Origin of the sequence: Hoskinsella mucinilytica (genome assembly GCF_045223415.1) — a bacterium.
Classification (GTDB): domain Bacteria; phylum Bacillota_I; class Bacilli_A; order Erysipelotrichales; family Erysipelotrichaceae; genus Hoskinsella; species Hoskinsella mucinilytica.
In genome coordinates, this window is the sequence record NZ_JBEQZJ010000012.1 from 1 (window position 1) to 19,257 (window position 19,257).

At 35.7% G+C, this 19,257-nt stretch carries 17 protein-coding genes; 11 read left to right on the forward strand and 6 right to left on the reverse strand.

Features of this window, described 5'->3' with window-relative positions; genetic code table 11:
- The first annotated feature begins 109 nt into the window (after positions 1-109).
- From UGRO018_RS05515 to abc-f, 11 genes are all read left to right on the forward strand, one after another.
- Complete coding sequence (locus tag UGRO018_RS05515; RefSeq protein WP_416325464.1) at positions 110-1,357, forward strand: peptidoglycan bridge formation glycyltransferase FemA/FemB family protein; 1,248 nt, start codon at positions 110-112, stop codon at positions 1,355-1,357.
- A gap of 16 nt (positions 1,358-1,373) precedes the next feature.
- Complete coding sequence (locus UGRO018_RS05520; RefSeq protein WP_416325465.1) at positions 1,374-2,618, forward strand: peptidoglycan bridge formation glycyltransferase FemA/FemB family protein; 1,245 nt, start codon at positions 1,374-1,376, stop codon at positions 2,616-2,618.
- Positions 2,619-3,065 carry a tRNA (adenosine(37)-N6)-threonylcarbamoyltransferase complex ATPase subunit type 1 TsaE gene (tsaE, locus tag UGRO018_RS05525; RefSeq protein ID WP_416325466.1) on the forward strand — a complete coding sequence of 149 codons (447 nt, stop codon included), beginning with the start codon at positions 2,619-2,621 and terminating at the stop codon, positions 3,063-3,065.
- A complete protein-coding gene (gene tsaB, locus UGRO018_RS05530; protein WP_416325467.1) occupies positions 3,062-3,667 on the forward strand; it encodes a tRNA (adenosine(37)-N6)-threonylcarbamoyltransferase complex dimerization subunit type 1 TsaB in 606 nt (201 codons plus the stop codon). Before tsaE ends, tsaB begins: the two co-directional genes overlap by 4 nt.
- A 1-nt stretch (position 3,668) precedes the next feature.
- Positions 3,669-4,118, forward strand: coding sequence for a ribosomal protein S18-alanine N-acetyltransferase (rimI, locus tag UGRO018_RS05535; RefSeq protein WP_416325468.1), 450 nt, complete (start codon positions 3,669-3,671; stop codon positions 4,116-4,118).
- A complete protein-coding gene (gene tsaD / locus UGRO018_RS05540; RefSeq protein WP_416325469.1) occupies positions 4,115-5,149 on the forward strand; it encodes a tRNA (adenosine(37)-N6)-threonylcarbamoyltransferase complex transferase subunit TsaD in 1,035 nt (344 codons plus the stop codon). The genes rimI and tsaD overlap by 4 nt, the downstream gene beginning before the upstream one ends.
- Before the next feature lie 143 nt (positions 5,150-5,292).
- The gene (locus UGRO018_RS05545) at positions 5,293-5,922 is read left to right on the forward strand and encodes a redox-sensing transcriptional repressor Rex (RefSeq protein WP_416325470.1); all 630 of its coding nucleotides are present in this window, start codon (positions 5,293-5,295) and stop codon (positions 5,920-5,922) included.
- A gap of 326 nt (positions 5,923-6,248) precedes the next feature.
- Positions 6,249-7,634 (forward strand): asparagine--tRNA ligase, encoded by a 1,386-nt coding sequence (gene asnS, locus UGRO018_RS05550; protein ID WP_416325471.1) that lies wholly within the window; start codon positions 6,249-6,251, stop codon positions 7,632-7,634.
- A 154-nt stretch (positions 7,635-7,788) separates the two neighbouring features.
- Entirely contained in the window at positions 7,789-8,598 is an 810-nt protein-coding gene (locus UGRO018_RS05555; protein WP_416325472.1) for a LicD family protein, read from the forward strand.
- 14 nt (positions 8,599-8,612) lie between these two features.
- A complete protein-coding gene (locus UGRO018_RS05560; RefSeq protein WP_416325473.1) occupies positions 8,613-9,929 on the forward strand; it encodes an N-acetylmuramoyl-L-alanine amidase in 1,317 nt (438 codons plus the stop codon).
- A gap of 20 nt (positions 9,930-9,949) precedes the next feature.
- Positions 9,950-11,794 (forward strand): ribosomal protection-like ABC-F family protein, encoded by a 1,845-nt coding sequence (gene abc-f / locus UGRO018_RS05565; RefSeq protein WP_416325474.1) that lies wholly within the window; start codon positions 9,950-9,952, stop codon positions 11,792-11,794.
- Between the two features lie 59 nt (positions 11,795-11,853).
- Here abc-f and UGRO018_RS05570 read toward each other — a convergent pair whose 3' ends face one another.
- The 6 genes from UGRO018_RS05570 to UGRO018_RS05595 all read right to left on the reverse strand — a co-directional run bounded on the left by UGRO018_RS05570 (position 11,854) and on the right by UGRO018_RS05595 (position 19,200).
- Positions 11,854-14,214, reverse strand: a complete 2,361-nt coding sequence (locus UGRO018_RS05570) for a hypothetical protein (RefSeq protein WP_416325475.1) — start codon at positions 14,212-14,214, stop codon at positions 11,854-11,856.
- A complete protein-coding gene (locus UGRO018_RS05575; RefSeq protein ID WP_416325476.1) occupies positions 14,211-14,936 on the reverse strand; it encodes an ATP-binding cassette domain-containing protein in 726 nt (241 codons plus the stop codon). The genes UGRO018_RS05570 and UGRO018_RS05575 overlap by 4 nt, the downstream gene beginning before the upstream one ends.
- A 12-nt stretch (positions 14,937-14,948) precedes the next feature.
- Positions 14,949-16,262 carry a hypothetical protein gene (locus UGRO018_RS05580; protein ID WP_416325477.1) on the reverse strand — a complete coding sequence of 438 codons (1,314 nt, stop codon included), beginning with the start codon at positions 16,260-16,262 and terminating at the stop codon, positions 14,949-14,951.
- Positions 16,263-16,353: 91 nt separating this feature from the next.
- Positions 16,354-17,139 carry a hypothetical protein gene (locus UGRO018_RS05585; protein WP_416325478.1) on the reverse strand — a complete coding sequence of 262 codons (786 nt, stop codon included), beginning with the start codon at positions 17,137-17,139 and terminating at the stop codon, positions 16,354-16,356.
- Entirely contained in the window at positions 17,126-18,544 is a 1,419-nt protein-coding gene (locus UGRO018_RS05590) for a sensor histidine kinase (RefSeq protein WP_416325479.1), read from the reverse strand. Before UGRO018_RS05590 ends, UGRO018_RS05585 begins: the two co-directional genes overlap by 14 nt.
- Entirely contained in the window at positions 18,541-19,200 is a 660-nt protein-coding gene (locus tag UGRO018_RS05595) for a response regulator transcription factor (protein ID WP_416325480.1), read from the reverse strand. The genes UGRO018_RS05590 and UGRO018_RS05595 overlap by 4 nt, the downstream gene beginning before the upstream one ends.
- Positions 19,201-19,257: the final 57 nt, after the last annotated feature.

Consider the following 19,257-nt stretch of genomic DNA (forward strand, 5'->3'; position numbering starts at 1 on the left):
GTATGAATTTGTGTGAATCAAAGAGTTTTATATTTGCTTTAAATGAATTGTGGTATAATAGTTAAGACTGACTTTTGTTGGTATATCAGAAAGTAATATGGTGATTGATATGGAATTTATTGAGCTAAAAGAAAAGGAATTTGACTCCTTTGCGAGAAATCATAAATATAGCTCTTTTTTACAAAGTGTGGAAGAATATCACATAAAAAAAGAAGAAGGCTATGAATGTTATTTAGTTGGTGTGAAACACGAAGATACTTTAATTGCGGCAACCTTTTTACAAAGCATGCCAGTCGCAAGATTTTTTCGCTATTTTTATGCGCCTCGTGGTTTTTTGATGGATTATGAGGATAAAGAATTGATGGATTTCTTTTTTTCTCATCTAAAAAAATATTTATATGATCATAAATGTCTATATTTAAAATTCGATCCTTATGTTCCATTGATTCAAAGAGATAAAAATGGGGAGATCGTGAAGGATGGATTTGATCATCATGACTATATAGATGCTTTGTTACGACAGGGATGTAAACATGGTGGTTTTACAACAGGGTTTAATGCAGTTTCACAAGCGAGATGGATGATGGTATTGGATTTAAAAAACAAAACAGAAGAAGATTTAATAAAAAACATGGATCAGCTTAGAAAAAGAATTATAAAAAAAGTGGATTCTAATCATGTAGTTGTTTCCTTTTTATCTCATGATGAGCTTCCTCTTTATGAAAAAGTAGTGGAGGAAACAGGAAAAAGGAAAGGATTCCTTGCCAGAGAACATTCCTATCATGAACATTTATATCATTTTTTTGGCGAAGATCAAATTAAGATTGCTTATGCACAACTTGATGTCAAGGGCTATATGAAGGAGCAAACACAGAAGGTCGAAGAAGCAATGTCAAAATTTCATAAGTTAAAATCAGAATATGATGAAAAGCCGACAGAAAAATTAAAAAAGAAGATGGAACTTGCTGCTCAGACACTTGAAAATACAAAGAAAAAACGTTCAGAAGCTGAAGTGTTATTGAATCAAGGTGAGTGGATGCCTTTGGCTAGCTGTTTCTTTATCCTTTATGGTAAGGAAATCGTTTATTTATCAGGCGGTTCTTATCATGAATATAACAAATATAACGGTCCTTATACCATTCAATGGAACATGATTCGTTACGCATTATCACATGGCTATACCTCCTATAATTTCTATGGAACCAGTGGAAATTTCCATAAAGATGCAGATGACTATGGTGTGTATGAATTTAAACGTGGTTTTAATGCAGAAGCAGTTGAATTGTTAGGAGACTTTTATTTACCAATCAGAAAGGGATGCTTCTCTGTGTATAACAGACTCAAGCATATCGTTTAAGGAAGGTGGCTATCACATGAAATATACGTTTACAGTGGATATAAGCAAAGCGGAACATGACGCATTTGTGGAAGTGCATGAATATTGTAATTTACTACAGTCTGCTTCATGGGCTAGGGTTAAGGACAATTGGAAATCCGTATTAGCCGGAGTAAGAGATGATCATCATCAATTGGTTGCTTCCTCTCTTGTGTTGATCAAACAACTACCACTTGGTTTCACCATGTACTATTTGCCAAAAGGCCCAGTGATGGATTTCCATAACAAAGATATTATGAAGGCTTATTTTGATGGATTAAAACAATATAGCCGAAAGGATCATTGTATTTTTATAAAGGTTGATCCAGGTATTCATATCAATGATTATAAATCTACAGAATATAATACCGATCAATATCCTGAAACAAAAGAATATATGGACAATTTTCAATTCGTAAACGGAAGACATCAAGGATTCTCTATGCATATCGGAGATACCATACAACCACGTTTTCAATCTAATGTATATCGAAGCGATGATTTTGAAGCACAACTACCACGTCATACTAGACGCCTGATCAAAGACGCAGTAAAACGCAATGTTGAAATTGAAATGGGTGGTAAAAATTTTGTGGATGAATTCTCTCGTCTTGTTTCTTTAACAGAAGAAAGAAAAGGCGTACATCTAAGAGGTGCTTCTTATTTTCAAAAACTTTGTGAAGCTTATCCGGCAGATACCAAAATATTTTTAGCAGGTGTGGATCTAGAAGCGCTATATCAAGAATATTTAAAAAAACATGAAGAAGTAAAAAAAGAGATAGAAAACTGTCCGGAAAATGCGGTCAAGAAAATGAGAAGACTACAGGATATGGAGCGTTCTTTAAACAAAGATGTGAAGGAATTTAAGGATATCTTTGAAGAGATGGGACAAGTTCGTGGTAAAATCTATATCGCAGGTGTATTGAGCATACGATATGGACATACATGTGAAATGTTATATGCCGGTATGGATCAAAGATTCAAAAAGTTTATGCCACAATATAAAATCTATGTAGAAAATATGAAATGGGCATTTGAAAATGGCTGTAAAACGTGTAATATGGGTGGTGTAGAAGGTAGCCTGGATGACGGTTTGACAAAGTTTAAAGATAACTTTAATCCGTTGATCAATGAATTTATCGGAGAATTTGATATTCCGGTGAACAAATTACTTTATCCAATGTTCCATTTTATGTATAATTATATGAAGAAAAAGCGTGAAAAAGCTTTGGGAGGCGATTAAATGAAGGAAATCGTAGTACATTCATTAGCTGAAACAGCAGCATTAGGTGAAAAAATAGGAAAGCTGATGTTTCCTGGTGCATTGTTGACTTTGACAGGAGACCTCGGTGCAGGAAAAACAACGTTAACAAAATCGATTGGTAAGGCAATCGGTATAAAAAAAGTCATCAATTCGCCAACCTTTACGATATTAAAAACATATCATGGCGATATGCCGTTTTATCATATTGATGCATACCGTTTGGAAGGTATTACCCAAGATTTAGGATTTGAAGAGGTATTTGATGCAGATGGTGTTTGCGTAGTAGAATGGCCTCATTTTATAGAAAATCAATTGCCGAAAGAGCGTTTGGAAATTGAAATTTTACGCAGTGGTGAAGATGAGAGAACCTTTTGTTTCAAGGCAATTGGCGAAAAATACGAAAAGATAGTGAGGGAATTAGTATGAAGACCTTATGTATGGATAGTGCACACAAGCATCTTGTTATCGTTTTATTAGAAGATGGAAAAGTGAAAGCAGGTGAAGCTTTTTCTTGTTGGAAACAACAAAGTGAGACCTTGTTTCCGGAATTGATCAAATGTATGGATCAAATTGGATGGACAGCTGATGATTTGGATGAAGTGGTCATTAGTGATGGACCTGGTAGTTATACCGGGGTTAGAATTGCAATGGCAGTTGCTAAGGTATTATGTACGAGAAAGCATATCCCATTATATTGTTTATCTACCTTACAATTATACGCAGGAATACAAGAGAATGCATTTGTGATGTTAGATGCCAGAAGTTCCAGAGCTTATGTTGGTATTTTGGATAAAGGCAAGTTTTTAAAGGATGAATGCATTATGACGTTAGATGAAATCAAAGCGTATCTACAAGAACATCCAAAATCAGTGGTGATTGGTGATGGAGCCTTAATTGATCTTGAAACAGCGCATACGGATCTGGTGAAAAACTTTGAAACCTTATATCCGATTGCTAGAAAGGTTGAAAATATTCATACATTGACACCCCGTTATTTAAAGGAACAGGATGCCTACAAGGTGAAGTAACATGCTTCGTGCTATGAAAAAGGAAGATCTTAATCAGATCTTATCTATAGATGCAGAATGCTTTCCTATGCCTTGGAATGAAAAGCAATATTTATATGAACTTGAGGAAAATGATTATGCATTATTATATGTGTTAGAACAGGATGGAATCATACTTGGATATATTGACTTTTGGATCACTTTTGATGTTTGTCAACTTGCGAAAATTGCAGTGTTACCTCCTTATCGAGGGAAACGTTATGCACGTTTGATGATGGATCAAATGATTCAAGATGCACAAGAAAAGGGATGTGAAACGATATCTCTGGAAGTACGTGTATCTAATCAAAGTGCTCAAAAACTATATGCCGCTTATGATTTTATCAATGTAAACACACGAAAAAGGTATTATCAGGATAATGGCGAAGATGCTTACGTTCTGGTTAAGGCCTTAGGAGGAAATTGTGAATGAAAGATACCTATATATTGGCAATTGAGTCTAGCTGTGATGAGACTGCAGTTGCCATCGTAAAAAATGGAAAAGAAGTATTGGCAAACATCGTTGCGACACAAATCGATGTCCATAAGGATTTTGGTGGAGTCATCCCGGAAGTCGCAAGCCGTATCCATGTGGAAAATATTTCGATGGTAATCGAAGAGGCCTTAAAAAAGGCAGAAATGCAAGTAGAGGATATGGATGCTATCGCAGTAACCCAAGGGCCTGGTTTAGTAGGATGTCTTCATGTAGGTGTACAAGCTGCGAAAACTTTGGCATGGGCATACCAGAAACCATTGGTTCCAGTGCATCATATCGCAGGTCATATATATGCAAATGCATTGATTGCTGATCTGAAGTTTCCTTTATTGGCGTTAGTGGTATCCGGTGGACATACTGAATTGGTCTATATGAAGGATGAATGGAGCTTTGAAATTTTGGGAACGACACAGGATGATGCAATCGGTGAGGCTGGCGATAAGGTAGGTCGTGTACTTGGTCTTCCATATCCTGGAGGCGTTTATGTGGATAAATTGGCAAAGGAAGGCAAAGCCGTTTATACGCTTGCAAAACCCAAAACAGAAAATGAATTAGATTTTTCTTTTAGTGGTTTGAAAAGTAGCGTATTACAATTTATCGATCGTAGTAAGCGAAAAAATGAACCATTTGTTCCAGCAGATCTTGCAGCTTCTTATCAAGAAACAGCGTTTGAAGCACTTTTATTAAGAGCTAGAATTGCATTAAAACAATATCAACCATTACAAATGGTATTGGCCGGTGGTGTTGCCGCAAATTCTTGTTTGCGTCAAAAAGTAAGTGAGGATCTAACCAAAGAATTCTCTGATGTTGAATTTATTATTCCACCACTATCTTGTTGTACGGATAATGCGGCAATGATTGCTGTGGCAGGTACCATTGCTTACCAACATGGCGTGCGTGGTGATTTTGATTTGACAGCAGATCCTGGAATAGAATTAGAAAATGATGAAAAGGTTTCACATTTATAAAATCCTTTGACCGAATCAATACCTTGTTTCATGCTACTATCGGATATGATCTTGTATCAAACGGATATGTTTTTGCATGTTAAACTTATTAATTTATTCACAAATAAGAAAAATCGTGGTATACTAACTCATAGGTGATCAACATGAGTGAAAAGAACGTACCAAAGGCAACATTGCAGCGTTATCCTGTTTATCTTAAAGCACTACGTAAATTAAAAAGCTCTGGTGTAGAGCGCATCATGTCGAAGGAATTGGCAAGCGTTGTAAATATTGAACCAACGACGATTCGTCGTGATTTTTCTTTTCTTGGAAATCTGGGAAAACAAGGTTATGGCTATGATGTCAATCGCTTGATTGAAATATTCAATCAAGAATTAGGCATGGATTTTGATGAGAAAATCATTTTGGTCGGTGCAGGTAATATGGGCCGTGCCTTGATGAAATATAATAAATGGGATTATGTCGTAGGTGAAATCACATGTGCATTCGATATCAATCCAGATCGTCAAGGCGTTCGTTTCGGTATCCCCGTTTATGACATCAGTGAGCTAGAACAAAGAGTACCTGATGGTTGTCGTATCGCAATCTTGGCGATCAGTGAAAATATTCAACAAACGGTCGATCGATTGATTGCTTGTGGTATTATCGGTTTGGTAGATTTTACACATGAGCATATTCAGATACCAAAAGGTGTCGTATTAAAAAGTGTTGATGTTGTTTCTTCCATTCAAGAGCTGGTATTTGAAACAAATAAACTGAGTGTCTCTCATTAATCAAAAAAAAGCTTGTCATAAAGGAAGTAATTGTGATATCATCTATACAAGAGTTAGAAAAACTTGAAAAAATGCGTAGAAACAGGACGATATAAGTGAGTTTTGAGAAAAGCGATTCTGTAATTGGTGAAAGACAGAACAAAATCCTTATGGAGAACACCTGTGAAGCAAAGCTGGAGAACTAACAGTAGACAGCTTCGTATATCCGACGTTATGGATGAATTAAGATGCTCTGTATGTTTTAATACAGGGAATCAGGATGGCACTGCGCTGATGATAAGCGTTCCTGTATAGGAACGCTTTTTTTTACAAAAGGAGGAATTATGATGTTTGAATTTATGACAATTCGTGAATTATATGAAATCGTATTAAGTGGTTCACATGTAGAACTTGACAGTATGGAATATGTCCTACTACAGGGTTGGATCAGAACGAATCGATGTAGTGGAAAACTAGGCTTTATCGAATTAAACGACGGTACTTATTTCCGTAATGCACAACTCGTTTATATGCAAGAATTAAAGAATTTTGCGGAAGTAGAAAAGTATCCAACAGGAGCGGCAATCACGGTTACCGGTAAATTAAAATTGACACCGGAAGGAAAACAGCCATTCGAAATACAAGTTACGGAAGTTGTATTAGAGGGCGATTGTGATCGTGACTATCCATTACAGAAAAAACGTCATAGCTTTGAATATTTGCGTGAAATCGCTCATCTTCGTCCTCGTGCAAATACGTTCTATGCGGTATTCCGTTTGCGTTCCGTGCTATCTATGGCAATCCATGAATTTTTCCAAGATCAAGGCTTTGTCTATGTACACACTCCAGTAATTACTGGAAATGATGCAGAGGGTGCCGGTGAAACATTCACGGTTACAACAAGAGAAGATACTAACTATGAAGAAGATTTCTTTGGAAAGCATGCTTCTTTGACTGTATCCGGTCAGCTTCATGTAGAAGCCTTCGCAATGGCGTTCCGTGATGTATATACCTTTGGGCCAACCTTCCGTGCAGAAAACTCAAATACAACACGTCATGCTTCTGAATTTTGGATGATCGAACCAGAGATAGCGTTTGCTGATCTGGATGATGATATGAATCTGATTGAGGATATGATCAAATATTGTATTCAGTATGTGTTAGACAATGCCCCTGAAGAAATGAATTTCTTTAATTCTATGATTGATAAAGAATGTATCGATCGTATTACGAAAGTGATGAATAGTGAATTTAAACGTATGACATATACACAGGCAATCGAGGAATTGAAAAAAGCCGATGTGAAATTCGAAAATAACAAGATTGAATGGGGTATGGATCTACAAAGTGAACATGAGCGTTACTTATGTGAGAAAGTAGTCAATGGACCTGTATTCTTAATTGATTATCCAAAGGATATCAAAGCATTCTATATGCGTGTCAATGAAGATGGTAAAACCGTAGCTGCTTGTGACTTACTAGTTCCAGGCGTAGGAGAATTGGTTGGTGGAAGTCAAAGGGAAGAGCGTTATGATATTTTAGAAGCACGTATGAAAGAAATGGGTATGGAAAACGATTCTTTACAATGGTATATGGATCTTAGAAGATATGGAGGCTGTAAACATGCAGGCTTTGGACTTGGCTTTGATCGTATGCTGATGTATCTAACAGGTATTCAAAATATCAGAGATGTTGAACCGTTCCCACGTACACCAAGAAATTTATTGTATTAAAATAGAAGCTGCTAATCGAATGATTGGTGGCTTTTTCACAAGTTTTGTAATTATTTCCTGGGAAAATTCATGAAAATCTTTCAAATTTGTGATATTCCTTGAAAAAGATTGAGTATCTTCTTTTTTTCTTCTATAATATATACTGGTGATTAATGTGAAAGAATATATACTAAAAGAGAAACATGATGGCAGTGTCATAACAGTACGACAACTTCAGAAGGTATTGTTAGAAATGCTGAAAGATATAGATGAAGTTTGTAAAAACAATGATATTCCTTATTGGTTAACAGGTGGTAGTGCATTGGGTGCAGTACGTCATGAAGGATTTATTCCATGGGATGATGATGCGGATATCGGTATGATGCGAGAAGATTATGAGCGCTTTTTAAAGGTCGTGGATCAACTTGGTGATAAGTATATCGTACAAAGCTTTGAAACGCATAAGGAATATAATGTATTGATCCCACCAATGAAAATTCGTTTAAAGGGAACCTATTGTCAAGAGGCGAATTTTTTATTAAAGAATAAATGCAAAGATTCTGATGGTATTTTTATTGATGTTTTCATTGTAGATCATGTAAGTGAAAAACAATATAAGGATGTATATTGGAGATGTAGAAATGGGTTATTGATGGTATTGATTGCATTATTTGAGAATTTACATATCAATCCGCTTCCTTTGAAAAAGCGGTTTGTACGTAATGCCAAAAAATATGGTAGCATCAATGCGTCAACACCAATGGTTGGTTATGATCTTACATGGACCTTTAATTCCTTTTTCCATCCTGTTGTTTATCCTTATGAAAGTATATTTCCAACACAATATATGAAATTTGAGGATACCATGTTACCGGTGCCTAAAGACCCATCTTTTATGCTGAATGCGGAGGTAGGTGCCAATTATATGAGCTATCCTCCCAAATCAGCACAAGCACCGAAACATATCAAAGATATTGAATTGTAAAGGAGGACAAGAACATGGCATATGCTCCAAGAAAACGTAATTATCGCATCAAATGGAATATCGCAATTCCAATCATTTTCTTATGTGTACTACTCATTTATGCCGGTTCTTCTATTTTTTTCAAAACCAAAGAGGAGAAGGAAACATTTACTGTATGCGGATTTACACCAGAGAAAACTGCATCTGTTTTAAATAAAAAAAGTGCGGATATCGTAACAATAAGCGATTATGTATATTATGGAGAATCCCTTGGTTTGTATGAAAAAAGCTATTCACCTTTAAATAAGGATACATTATCAGGAAAATCCGTTGTCTTACATAATGTTTGTGATGATAGTGAAGTTACCATGACGTTAGGTGATACAGCAGATCAGAAAATAGTATTACAGGATATAAAAGATGGATATTATGAAGTAAGCATCATTGATAATCTTGTGAAAAAACGTGTGGTTTTCTCAGAAAAGCCGAAGGAACATCTATTTTCTACTGTAGCTCGTGATGGTATGGTGCATGATGTATCTATCATAGCGGATGCTGATCTTCTTGCGGATCAAGATATCACGATGGATCATAACTATATGTTTTTGAATGTCAGTAGCAAAGAGCCGGATTCAGATCAAATTGATGTCTTGATCGATCCTTATGGCATGAATGTGGATATTCAATCCATACCGGATAAAGGCAATGAGGCCAATGGATTAATAGAAAACGATGAAATGTATGAAGCAGCAGAGTTAATGAAAAAAGAACTAGAGTCCTATGGATTACGTGTAGAAATTACCAAAAGCGATAAGGATGAAGTCATAGCGACTTATGGAGATGAAGGACGTCTAGCAAAAGGATACCAAAAGCATGCCAAGTATTATCTTTTCTTACGGTTTAATGTAGATGTATCCACTACTGATACAAAGGGCATGATCTTACAGCATTCTAATTATAGTAGTCCAACTTTGGCAAGAAATATGATGTATCATATGACACAAGCAGATGATGTTGTTGAAGCGAATGCGTTATTTTATAATGATTATAGTTGGCCAGGTGTTTATTCAAGTAATCTTATCGCAGGAAGTTTAGATAATGAGTTGATTTATGATGTGAATTTAAATCTTAGAGAAAGCGGTGGAAGAGCTACACAGGCCGGTAGATATTCTGAAACTAGTAAAACAGAAAATAAAAGTTTTGTGAATGCGGATGGTATGCAAGCAATTGAAATTGATTTTGGATATATCACAAATCAATCAGATGCTACCAATTGGAAACAGCATCGAAAGGAAATTGTAACATCTTGTGCAAAAGCCTTTGCACTTGGTATTAATGTAATCAATGAATAAAGAAAAAGCAGGTGATGATGATGAAATATCAGATTCATAAGGGTACAAAGCAATATGGCGCAGATACCATATTTGAAGATATTCAGTTTGAAATCAGAAATAATGAAAAGATAGCGATCGTGGGTAGAAATGGCTGTGGTAAAACAACCTTATTAAAGGTGATTGCACAGATCGAGCCGTTAGATAAAGGTGAGATCCATGCGGAGAGTGGTCTTACCATCGGTTATCTTGCACAGACAACATTTTCAAATGAAGATGCCCTTGTAGAAGATGAATTAGAACATGCCTTTGATAAGGTAAAAGAGTTAGGAAAGCAACTTGAGCTTTCCACACAACAAATGAGTGAACATCCTTCTGAGGAAAATATGAATCGCTATGCCAATCTTCAACAGCGTTTTGAAGAAATGGGTGGTTATACTTATCATAGTGAAATGATGACGATATTCACAAAGTTTGGGTTTCAAGAAGCTGATTTAAAGCGTAGCGTTTCTACCTTTAGCGGGGGACAGAAAACCAGACTGGCATTTGTGAAGCTATTATTAAGTAAACCGGATATCCTTTTATTAGATGAGCCTACCAATCATTTGGATATCGACACGATTGAATGGTTAGAAGGCTACGTAAAACGATATCCCAAAGCCGTTGTATTAGTTTCACATGATCGTATGTTCTTAGATGATGTAGTGGATGTCGTTTATGAAATCGAATATGGTGTTATGCGTAGATATCCCGGTAATTATACCAATTATATGAATACGAAAAAAAGCGATCTCGAACAGCAAAAAAGTGCATATGCAAGGCAACAAAAAGAAATCCAGCGTATGGAGGAACTAATTGAAAAATTCCGTTACAAGAAAAATAAGGCTGCTTTTGCGCAAAGCAAGATCAAATATCTAGATCGAATGGATCGAATTGAAGATCCAAAAAGTGATGAGAAAACTTTCAAAGCAAGATTTACACCGAAAGTACGTGGTGGAAAACGTGTCCTTGAGGTAAAACAACTTTGTATTGGTTATGATCAGCCCCTATGTTGTGTGGATTTAGAAATCCTTCAAGGGCAAAAGGTAGCTATCATTGGTCCAAACGGGAAGGGAAAATCTACCCTAATGAAAACTTTGATGCAACAAATACCACCATTATCCGGAGGCTTTTTGTTAGGGCATCAAATAGAAATCGGTTATTTTGATCAGGAACTTGCTCAATTTGATTCTAACAATACCGTGTTAGAGGAAGTATGGAAAGATTTTCCTGATTTAAATCGCACTGAAATTCGTACTGCTTTAGGGTGCTTCCTATTTAGCGGAGATGATGTATTCAAAACGGTAGATTGTCTTTCAGGTGGAGAGAAGGTCCGTTTAAGCTTTGTGAAGCTGATGTTATCTCATCCAAATTTCCTAATGATGGATGAGCCTACCAATCATCTTGATTTGATTGGTAAGGAGGCATTGGAGGACTCTTTAAGTGAATATGAGGGAACGATGTTATTCGTGAGTCATGATCGTTATTTTATCAGTAAGCTTGCGACAGCAATACTGGTTATAGATGATGGAAAAGCGACATACTATCCTTTGACTTATAGTGAATATACACATTCTGAGCCAATACCAACGACAGCTCTTAAAGAAGTCAAGCAAGATGTAACTTTGAAAAAACCAATCAATTATGGTAAGGAAATCAGTAAGCTGGAAAAGAAAATCGAGGTCAAAGAAGCTGAACTAGAAGAATTAAGAGAATTACGTTTTGATCCTGAATATTATCACGATGTAAAGAAAATGGATGCATTAGATGCAAAGATCGATGAGGTCCATAATGAAATAGAACATTTAATGGCAAAGTGGGAAGAATATAGTGAGTTAATGGGATAACGTTAGAAAAGCCCCAGGTAGTATAGGCCTGGGGCTTTGCTTTTTTGATTTATAGAGCCTCATGTTTCTTTTCGAAAAGTGAGATAGATTGCATAAACTGATAAGGATCCATAAAAAGTAGCAGTAAAACATGGTACGATCATATGTTTGTCTTTGATAACATTGGCGATATCAAATGCAGGCAATAGACTGAAGTTATTCAGAAAGGAAAGCTTCATGCTTGTGAAAAGTAATGGTAAAAGAATGATCAAAGAAGCAAATATGAGAACATACATCTGTTGACGCAAGATGGAAGATAGACCAAATAACAAACATATGGCACATGTAATCGCAAAGAGTTTACAGAACCATGTGAAGATGATAAATTGTAGGATCGTGATTTCTGGAGGTAACATTGAAAATTGGGTTAAGGAAGTAATGGATGCGTGTAAACTAGAAAAGCCATAGGTTTGATGGATTTTCCATACATCAAAGGATATCGCAATAACGCTGAAACATACGCCACATAATAAGGCGAGCATCAGTTTGACTTTCCATACGCTTTGTTTTCCTAGTTTTGTAGAAAAGATGAGACGATCTCGATGTTGTTCATAGTCATAACATACGATATTGGAAAGGGTAAGGATCACAAAGAGTAATATTAGTAAAGCCGGTATCAGGTTGGTGGAGTCTTGAAAGAAGAGATATTCATAGCCATAGGATATCAATGCTTCTCTATGTGGATCTTGTTTGATATAGGCATAGTATTCTTTTATATTTTGAAATGCTTGTTCACCATAAAGCTGGTTCTCGATAGGAATGAGCATAGTTTGCTTTTGTTGAAGGGTTAATGAACCTTGTAAGTAACATTGTTGTATTTGTTCATATTGATCATGCAAATCACGATAGTAAGTATCTTGTGCCTGTAAAAAGGCATCCTTTTCTTCATTTGCAGGACCTGCAAGCTTGTCCATATACGACATCCATTGGTGCTGTTCCATAGAAATATAAAGCTGATCTTGATGAGAGTACCATTGAAGAAAAACGAACAGTAATATGAGCCATATACCTTTTTGAACTCGAAATAGCTTATAACTTTCTTGTTTCCATAAGGAAAGGGCATATATATGTTTTTTTGATCGTTTAGGTAATCCATTTTGTAACATAGGGATGCGCAGTTGTAAGTGTTTTTTCTTTTGATAAAGAAAAAAGCATAAAATAAAGCTCAGTGTGAATAAAGTGAATAAAGTGATGAGTGCAATCTTTTGTAGAGAGAAAGGGTAAGTAGCGATATTTAAATTAAGGTACATTTGGTAAAAGGTGTCTGTTTCTAGAAAACTAAAGATATTTAAATATTTCAATAGCTCAAAAGCGGTATTGGAAGGGATATAAAGATAACAGCATAATTCTAATCCAAGAAGGAGCAAAATCCCACCAAAACAGGTTATTTTATGATCAAATGCTATAGATATTGCCATCATCAAACATCCGATAACGCATGCCGCAAGCCACTTGGTGGTTAGAAACAAGCAAAGAAATTGTCCAATGGTCAATGATAAGGTGCTTTGGTTATAGCTGGCAAGGGAAATAAGACTAGCGGACATATCACCAAGCCCATACACGAATTGTTGATAGCACAAATTTGATCCATATAGCAGTAATAGAATACAAAGGATAGATAAACCGGATACCATGCATTTGGCTATGATGGTATGTCCATGACCATAGATCGTAGTTTTGATGATGGAAAATAATTGTTTGCTTTTTTCCTCCATTATCATTGTGGAAATAATGAAAGCACTGATCAAAAGAACAAGCATATCCGTAAAAGGCGTATGAGTCGCTTCAAGCATTCCTTTTTCAAGCTGATAGGTGACATGTTCTAGTTTCATATCTTGATAATCTCTTGCAGTCTTTTGAATGTTTCTAGCGGAGAATGAGTTTGTATTCGAAAAGATAGAAATTGAGGATATGTCAATGGCCTTTTGTTCGATCGCAGAAAGGCGGTCATGATAAGCATGCAAAGACTCCATTTCATAACGAATCTCTTGTAGGAAGGACGCTTCTTGTTCTAAAGATGAAGTGTAATACGAAGGCTGTTCTTCAAATTCTTTGGCATACTTTTTTTCTATATCCGGATAGTTTGTACGTATAGAAGCTAATTGTGCTTCATCATGATGGAGTTGCGCATTTCTGATTTGTTGAAGGATCATAAATGCTTGAATCTTATCATCATAGTCACATACAAATGCATAGCGTTGTTCATTTGGTATAGCTGAGAGTGTTTTCTGAAAGTTTTGATAGGCTTGTGGTGGTATCGGTTGATTGATATCGGTATACGCAAGTAAACCAAGATTGATAAAAAAAATCATAATCAAGGCTGTAAGAAAACTACGTTTGTGCCAAAGTTTGTAAGCCTCCATACGTATGAGGAAAATCATAGCGTATTCTCCTCGTCAAATATATATAAATAGACATCTTCTAAGGAAGCGGCATTAGGGCAATTTTGAAGTAAGAGGGGTACAGGTCCTTGAACGATCAGCTTTCCTTTTTTTAAAAAGATCACTTCTTTTGCGATCGTTTCCACATCACTTACCACATGGGTCGCAATCATTAGGATATGATCCTGGGCAAGTGTTTCAAAAACCTTACGTAAGGAAACACGCTCTTTTGGGTCTAGTCCTGCTGTAGGTTCATCAAATAACAACAATTGTGGATTTCCTAGTAATGCCTGAGCTACTAGAATTCGTTGTTTCATCCCCCCTGAATAGGCTTTACATTTTTTTGATAATTGTTCATTCATATTCACAAGATCTGCGACTCTTTCAACTTCTTTCGGAATTTCTTTTTTTGGGATTCCTTTTAATAAGGCCATATAAGTTAAAAATCGTCTACCACTAAATTCATCATAAAGTCCTTGTTGTTGTGGAGCGTAGCCTAAGATCGCATCATATTGTTTTTTCAGTTTATCAATAGAAGTATGATGCCATAAAACTTCACCTTCGTCCATGGATAATTGATGACAGAGGATATTCATAAGTGTAGATTTACCGGCACCATTTGGCCCTAGCAATGCGTAAATTCCTTTTGTTAATGTAATAGTTATGTGAGAAAGTGCTTTGGTATCCTGATAGGATTTACTGACATTTTTTATTTCAAGCATAGATACCTCCTATTATCGTGTATGAATGGTTGTTAAAGGTTGATAATTTGCATTGCTATTCCAAAAGTCTTCTTTTGAAATCATGCCATAATAAGCTTTGTCTAATTCATATTGATCTGTTCCTGCCCAGGTCTTTTCCATATGTTGATCATGATCATAATAGACGAAAAAGGAATCTTTTGTTTCAGCTAGAATTTCAAGTGGTTCCTTAGGATCATGTTTACTAAGTGATAATTCTTTCAAGCTAAGATCTTTCACAGAGAACGCATAAGAACGATTATAAGATGCGCTTGTTTCTTCTTTTCCCCATCCGTGGATGATAAGATGACCATCTCTGTATTCAAATATACCATAAAGGGAATCATTGGGCATTGTTTGAATCATTTCATCTTTACCGTCCTTCAAAGAAACACGATGGATTTCATTGTTTGCATCATAATATAAATAAGTTCCATCACTAATACAAAGGATACTGCTATCTACCTTGATTTCATTTTGTATGTTTTGTGTATCCGGAGAATATACCATATAGGTAGAGGTTGCATTTCTCATGATGTCATTGTATTCATCATATTTTTTCTCCTGAAGTAATTGATCAGGATCTTTTTGATACTCGTATTTTGAAAGAATCATAGTACGATTTTTACACCCTATTAGATGCATATTCTTAAAATCAAGTAGTTCATAAAATTCTCCTGTCGCAAGATCAATGCGAAAAAGTTTTGCTTCTTTGGCAACACTCATATAAACACTGCTTGATACTTCTACTGTTTCCTCTTTGATTAGTGGTAGATAAAGATAGTGATCATCTAGGATTATATCTTTATCTTGATAGCTGAATCCATTTGGTAGTGTACCTAAGATCTTTTTGTTTTTTCCATCCAAGTCCATTTGTATGATACGAGGACCACTCATTTCTTTTTGTTGCATACTACCATCACCGTGAAACACTGTACCGGTAAACTCATTTTGTATCAAATAAAGATGATCCTTATGGAGGAATAACACATCTAGCATGCTTCCTTGTATCAAAGAGGTACAAGAATCATCTGTATGGGTACATTCCGGTTTATCACATAAGAAGATTTCTTTTTTTGATGCATAATCATCATAGTAGATGTTGTAATAGCACATACCATTCACTTCTTGCGTAGCGATATGATAAAATCCTTGTTCATTGCCATCTCCATTGTATAATGCCTTCATTACAAGGTTTCCATTGTCTTTTGATTCATTACTCATTTGCTTCGTTTGTTTTGCGTTGTTGGATGTCTGACATGCAACTAAGAAAAGACAAGTCAGCGCAATCGTTAATTTCTTTAACATAATATCACCTCACCTATAAGATAAAGGATGCATGTATCAAAGCTGTATCTCATAAAAAAAGAGAAATCATGAAGATCATCATTTCTCTGAATCAGTGAAAGATAAAACCATATTGATGTAAAGAATAATCATAAATGGAAGATGCTCGATATTGTCCTAAAGGGACGATGCCCATCATGAGCGTAGGATTGGAGTCATCATAGGAAATCATATCACAATAAATCTGAAGCTTTGCTTGATAAGATTCATACCCAAATTCATTTTCAGTCCAATCGTTGATGTTCTCTAGTTCATAATAGTGAATCATTTTTTTGGCGATTTTTATCTGCTGTTTTTTCGAGAGCTGTTTCACTTGATCATTTGTGACACTAAGACGTAATAATTTTTTACTATTCATCAAGATCGTCGTTTCATTGCTTATTACCTTATCTTCGGCTATAGAGAATATTTGATTAAGGGTATAATAGCCTTGTATCGTACTTAAAGATTGATGCAAGGTTCCAAATTGGATGTTATATTCGTCTGTTTGTTGATTCAAATACTTCGGTGCTAGAATTCCTTGTTTCATCCATGTAGAAAGTTCTTGTTCCAATAGTGCTTTGATCTTTTGTAATCTATCTTGTTGCGGTTGTTGATAGATACTTAAATCTGTATAGTCATAAACAACATCTTCATTTTGTGTGAATTCATTGTAATAATTCGCATAGATATCCGATATGATAGGGTAGGTATCCATAAGTCCATGGTCTGTGATGAGTTTTTCAGATGTGTGAAATTCGCTTTGATCTATTCTATCCATTACTTGAAACACCAGCCAAGGTAACAAGAAGGTAAGAAGAAGCACGATCATACATAACATACTTTTATGCTTCATCATGCATCACCTCCAATGAAAAGCTGACCGTAGTACCTTTTAGCGGTGCAGAAGTGATGATGAGTTTGGATCGATGTAATTCCAAGATTCTTTGTACGATACTTAAACCAAGGCCAGCACCACCACATTGACGTGATCTGGATTTATCAGCCATATAAAACGGTTGGGTAGCCATTTCTATATCTTTTTCACTCATACCGATACCTTCATCAATGATCGAAAATTGATACATATCGCCATAACAAACACCTTTGATCAAAACCAGTTGATCTTGAGAAGACGCTTTGATGGCATTATCAATCAGATTTCTTAAAAGTGTAAATAATAGTTCAGGATGTGATCGTACGATTCCATGTTCACATAAAAACTGTAATCTACATGATTTTTCTGATCCTTGATCGTATTTTTTTAATGCGTCTATGACCGATGTTACTAAAATGCCACTTAGTTTAGGTTCAGCTTCATTTAATGCTAATAGATCCATTAAGGTATAGGATAGATGTTCCAATCGTTTTCCTTCTGTATAAATATAAGAGGCAGCCATATGTCTGGTTTCTTGATCACAATCCATCGTTCGTAACATATCCGCAAAGCCCAGTATAGCGGTCATCGGTGTCTTGATTTCATGGGAAAAACTTCCCATAAATTCTTCTCTACTTGCGGCATATTGCTTCAATTGATTGATATTGGTTTCTATTGCATCTGCCATTTCATCAAAACTTTTGCTTAATTCTCCAATTTCATCATCAGCGATGATATTGGTTCGTTCTTCATAATTTCCTTGTGCAATATGTCTGCTTACTTCGTTTAACTTTTGTATTGGAGCACTTATATAATGAACGATGATTTTTAAAATCAAGAAAGATATCAAAAGGATACAGGCATCGATCAACAAAAAACTATGAAACTGTCTTGTTCGCTCTTCATAACAGGAAGTTATATCGTATCCCGAGGTAATGGTATATGTCATATTGCCGGCTTTCATATGAGAGCTCATCAAAACGATGTTACGATGATGATCCGATATGATGCGATAACCGTTGATTTCTGATGTATGATTTTTATCAAGCAAAGATTGTTCCATATTGGAATATAATGGAGCATGATCTTGATTATATAACGCATAATAGGCACCTTGTACAACATTCGCATTTTGTTTTACATAGGTGATTGCCTGTTGGTTCATTTTATCAGCCTTTGCGCCGAACTCTGTGATCGCATTCATGGAATCTTGAATCAACTTGGATTCTATAGAGAAGGCTTCTAACTGATGGTTGTTAATGAGCTGATCGATGGTAGTATGTAAAAGGTTTCTATGATTTTGACATAGCATGATCAAAGAGCCAAAGAGAAAGACGATGCTTATGGTCAAATCACAGAAAAAGATGATTTTCTGAGAAAATTTCATGAGGTAACCTCCAACATATATCCGATTTTAAATACGGTCTTGATATATGTTTGCCAACCTAGTTTTTTTCTAAGACGTTGAATATGCAAATCCAATGTTCGGGTATGATCTAAACATTCTTCACCCCAAACCTTTTCATATAAAATTTCTCGATACAATGCAATATTCTTATTTTGTATGAGATATAACAATAAATCGTACTCTTTATTAGTCAATGCGATTTCACTACCTTGTTTCATTACCTTATGAAGGTTTGTATAAACTATGATATCCAATACATGTAATTCTTCCATACCTTTATGATATCGTCTTAATACGCTTTCAACTCTAGCCAATAGCTCATCCATAGCAAAGGGCTTGACCAAATAGTCATCTGCGCCAAGATGTAATCCCTTGACCTTATCCTTTACACTACCTTTTGCGGTTATAAAAATCACAGGAATATGTAATGGCTCTATATATTCCATCAATTCATAACCGTTTATTTTCGGTAACATGATATCAAGCAGAATCAGGTCAGGATGAGGTAGTGTTTCCAACAAATCAGCAGCTTGTTCACCATCAAAGGCATACATACAATCATAGCCAACTCTTTTTAAACTCATCATCATGAAATCCGCAATCGCACGTTCATCCTCTACAATCAATAGTTTCATCTTTATCACCCTACTTACTCTAACATCTTTATGTATCTAAATTGTATCCTATTTCAA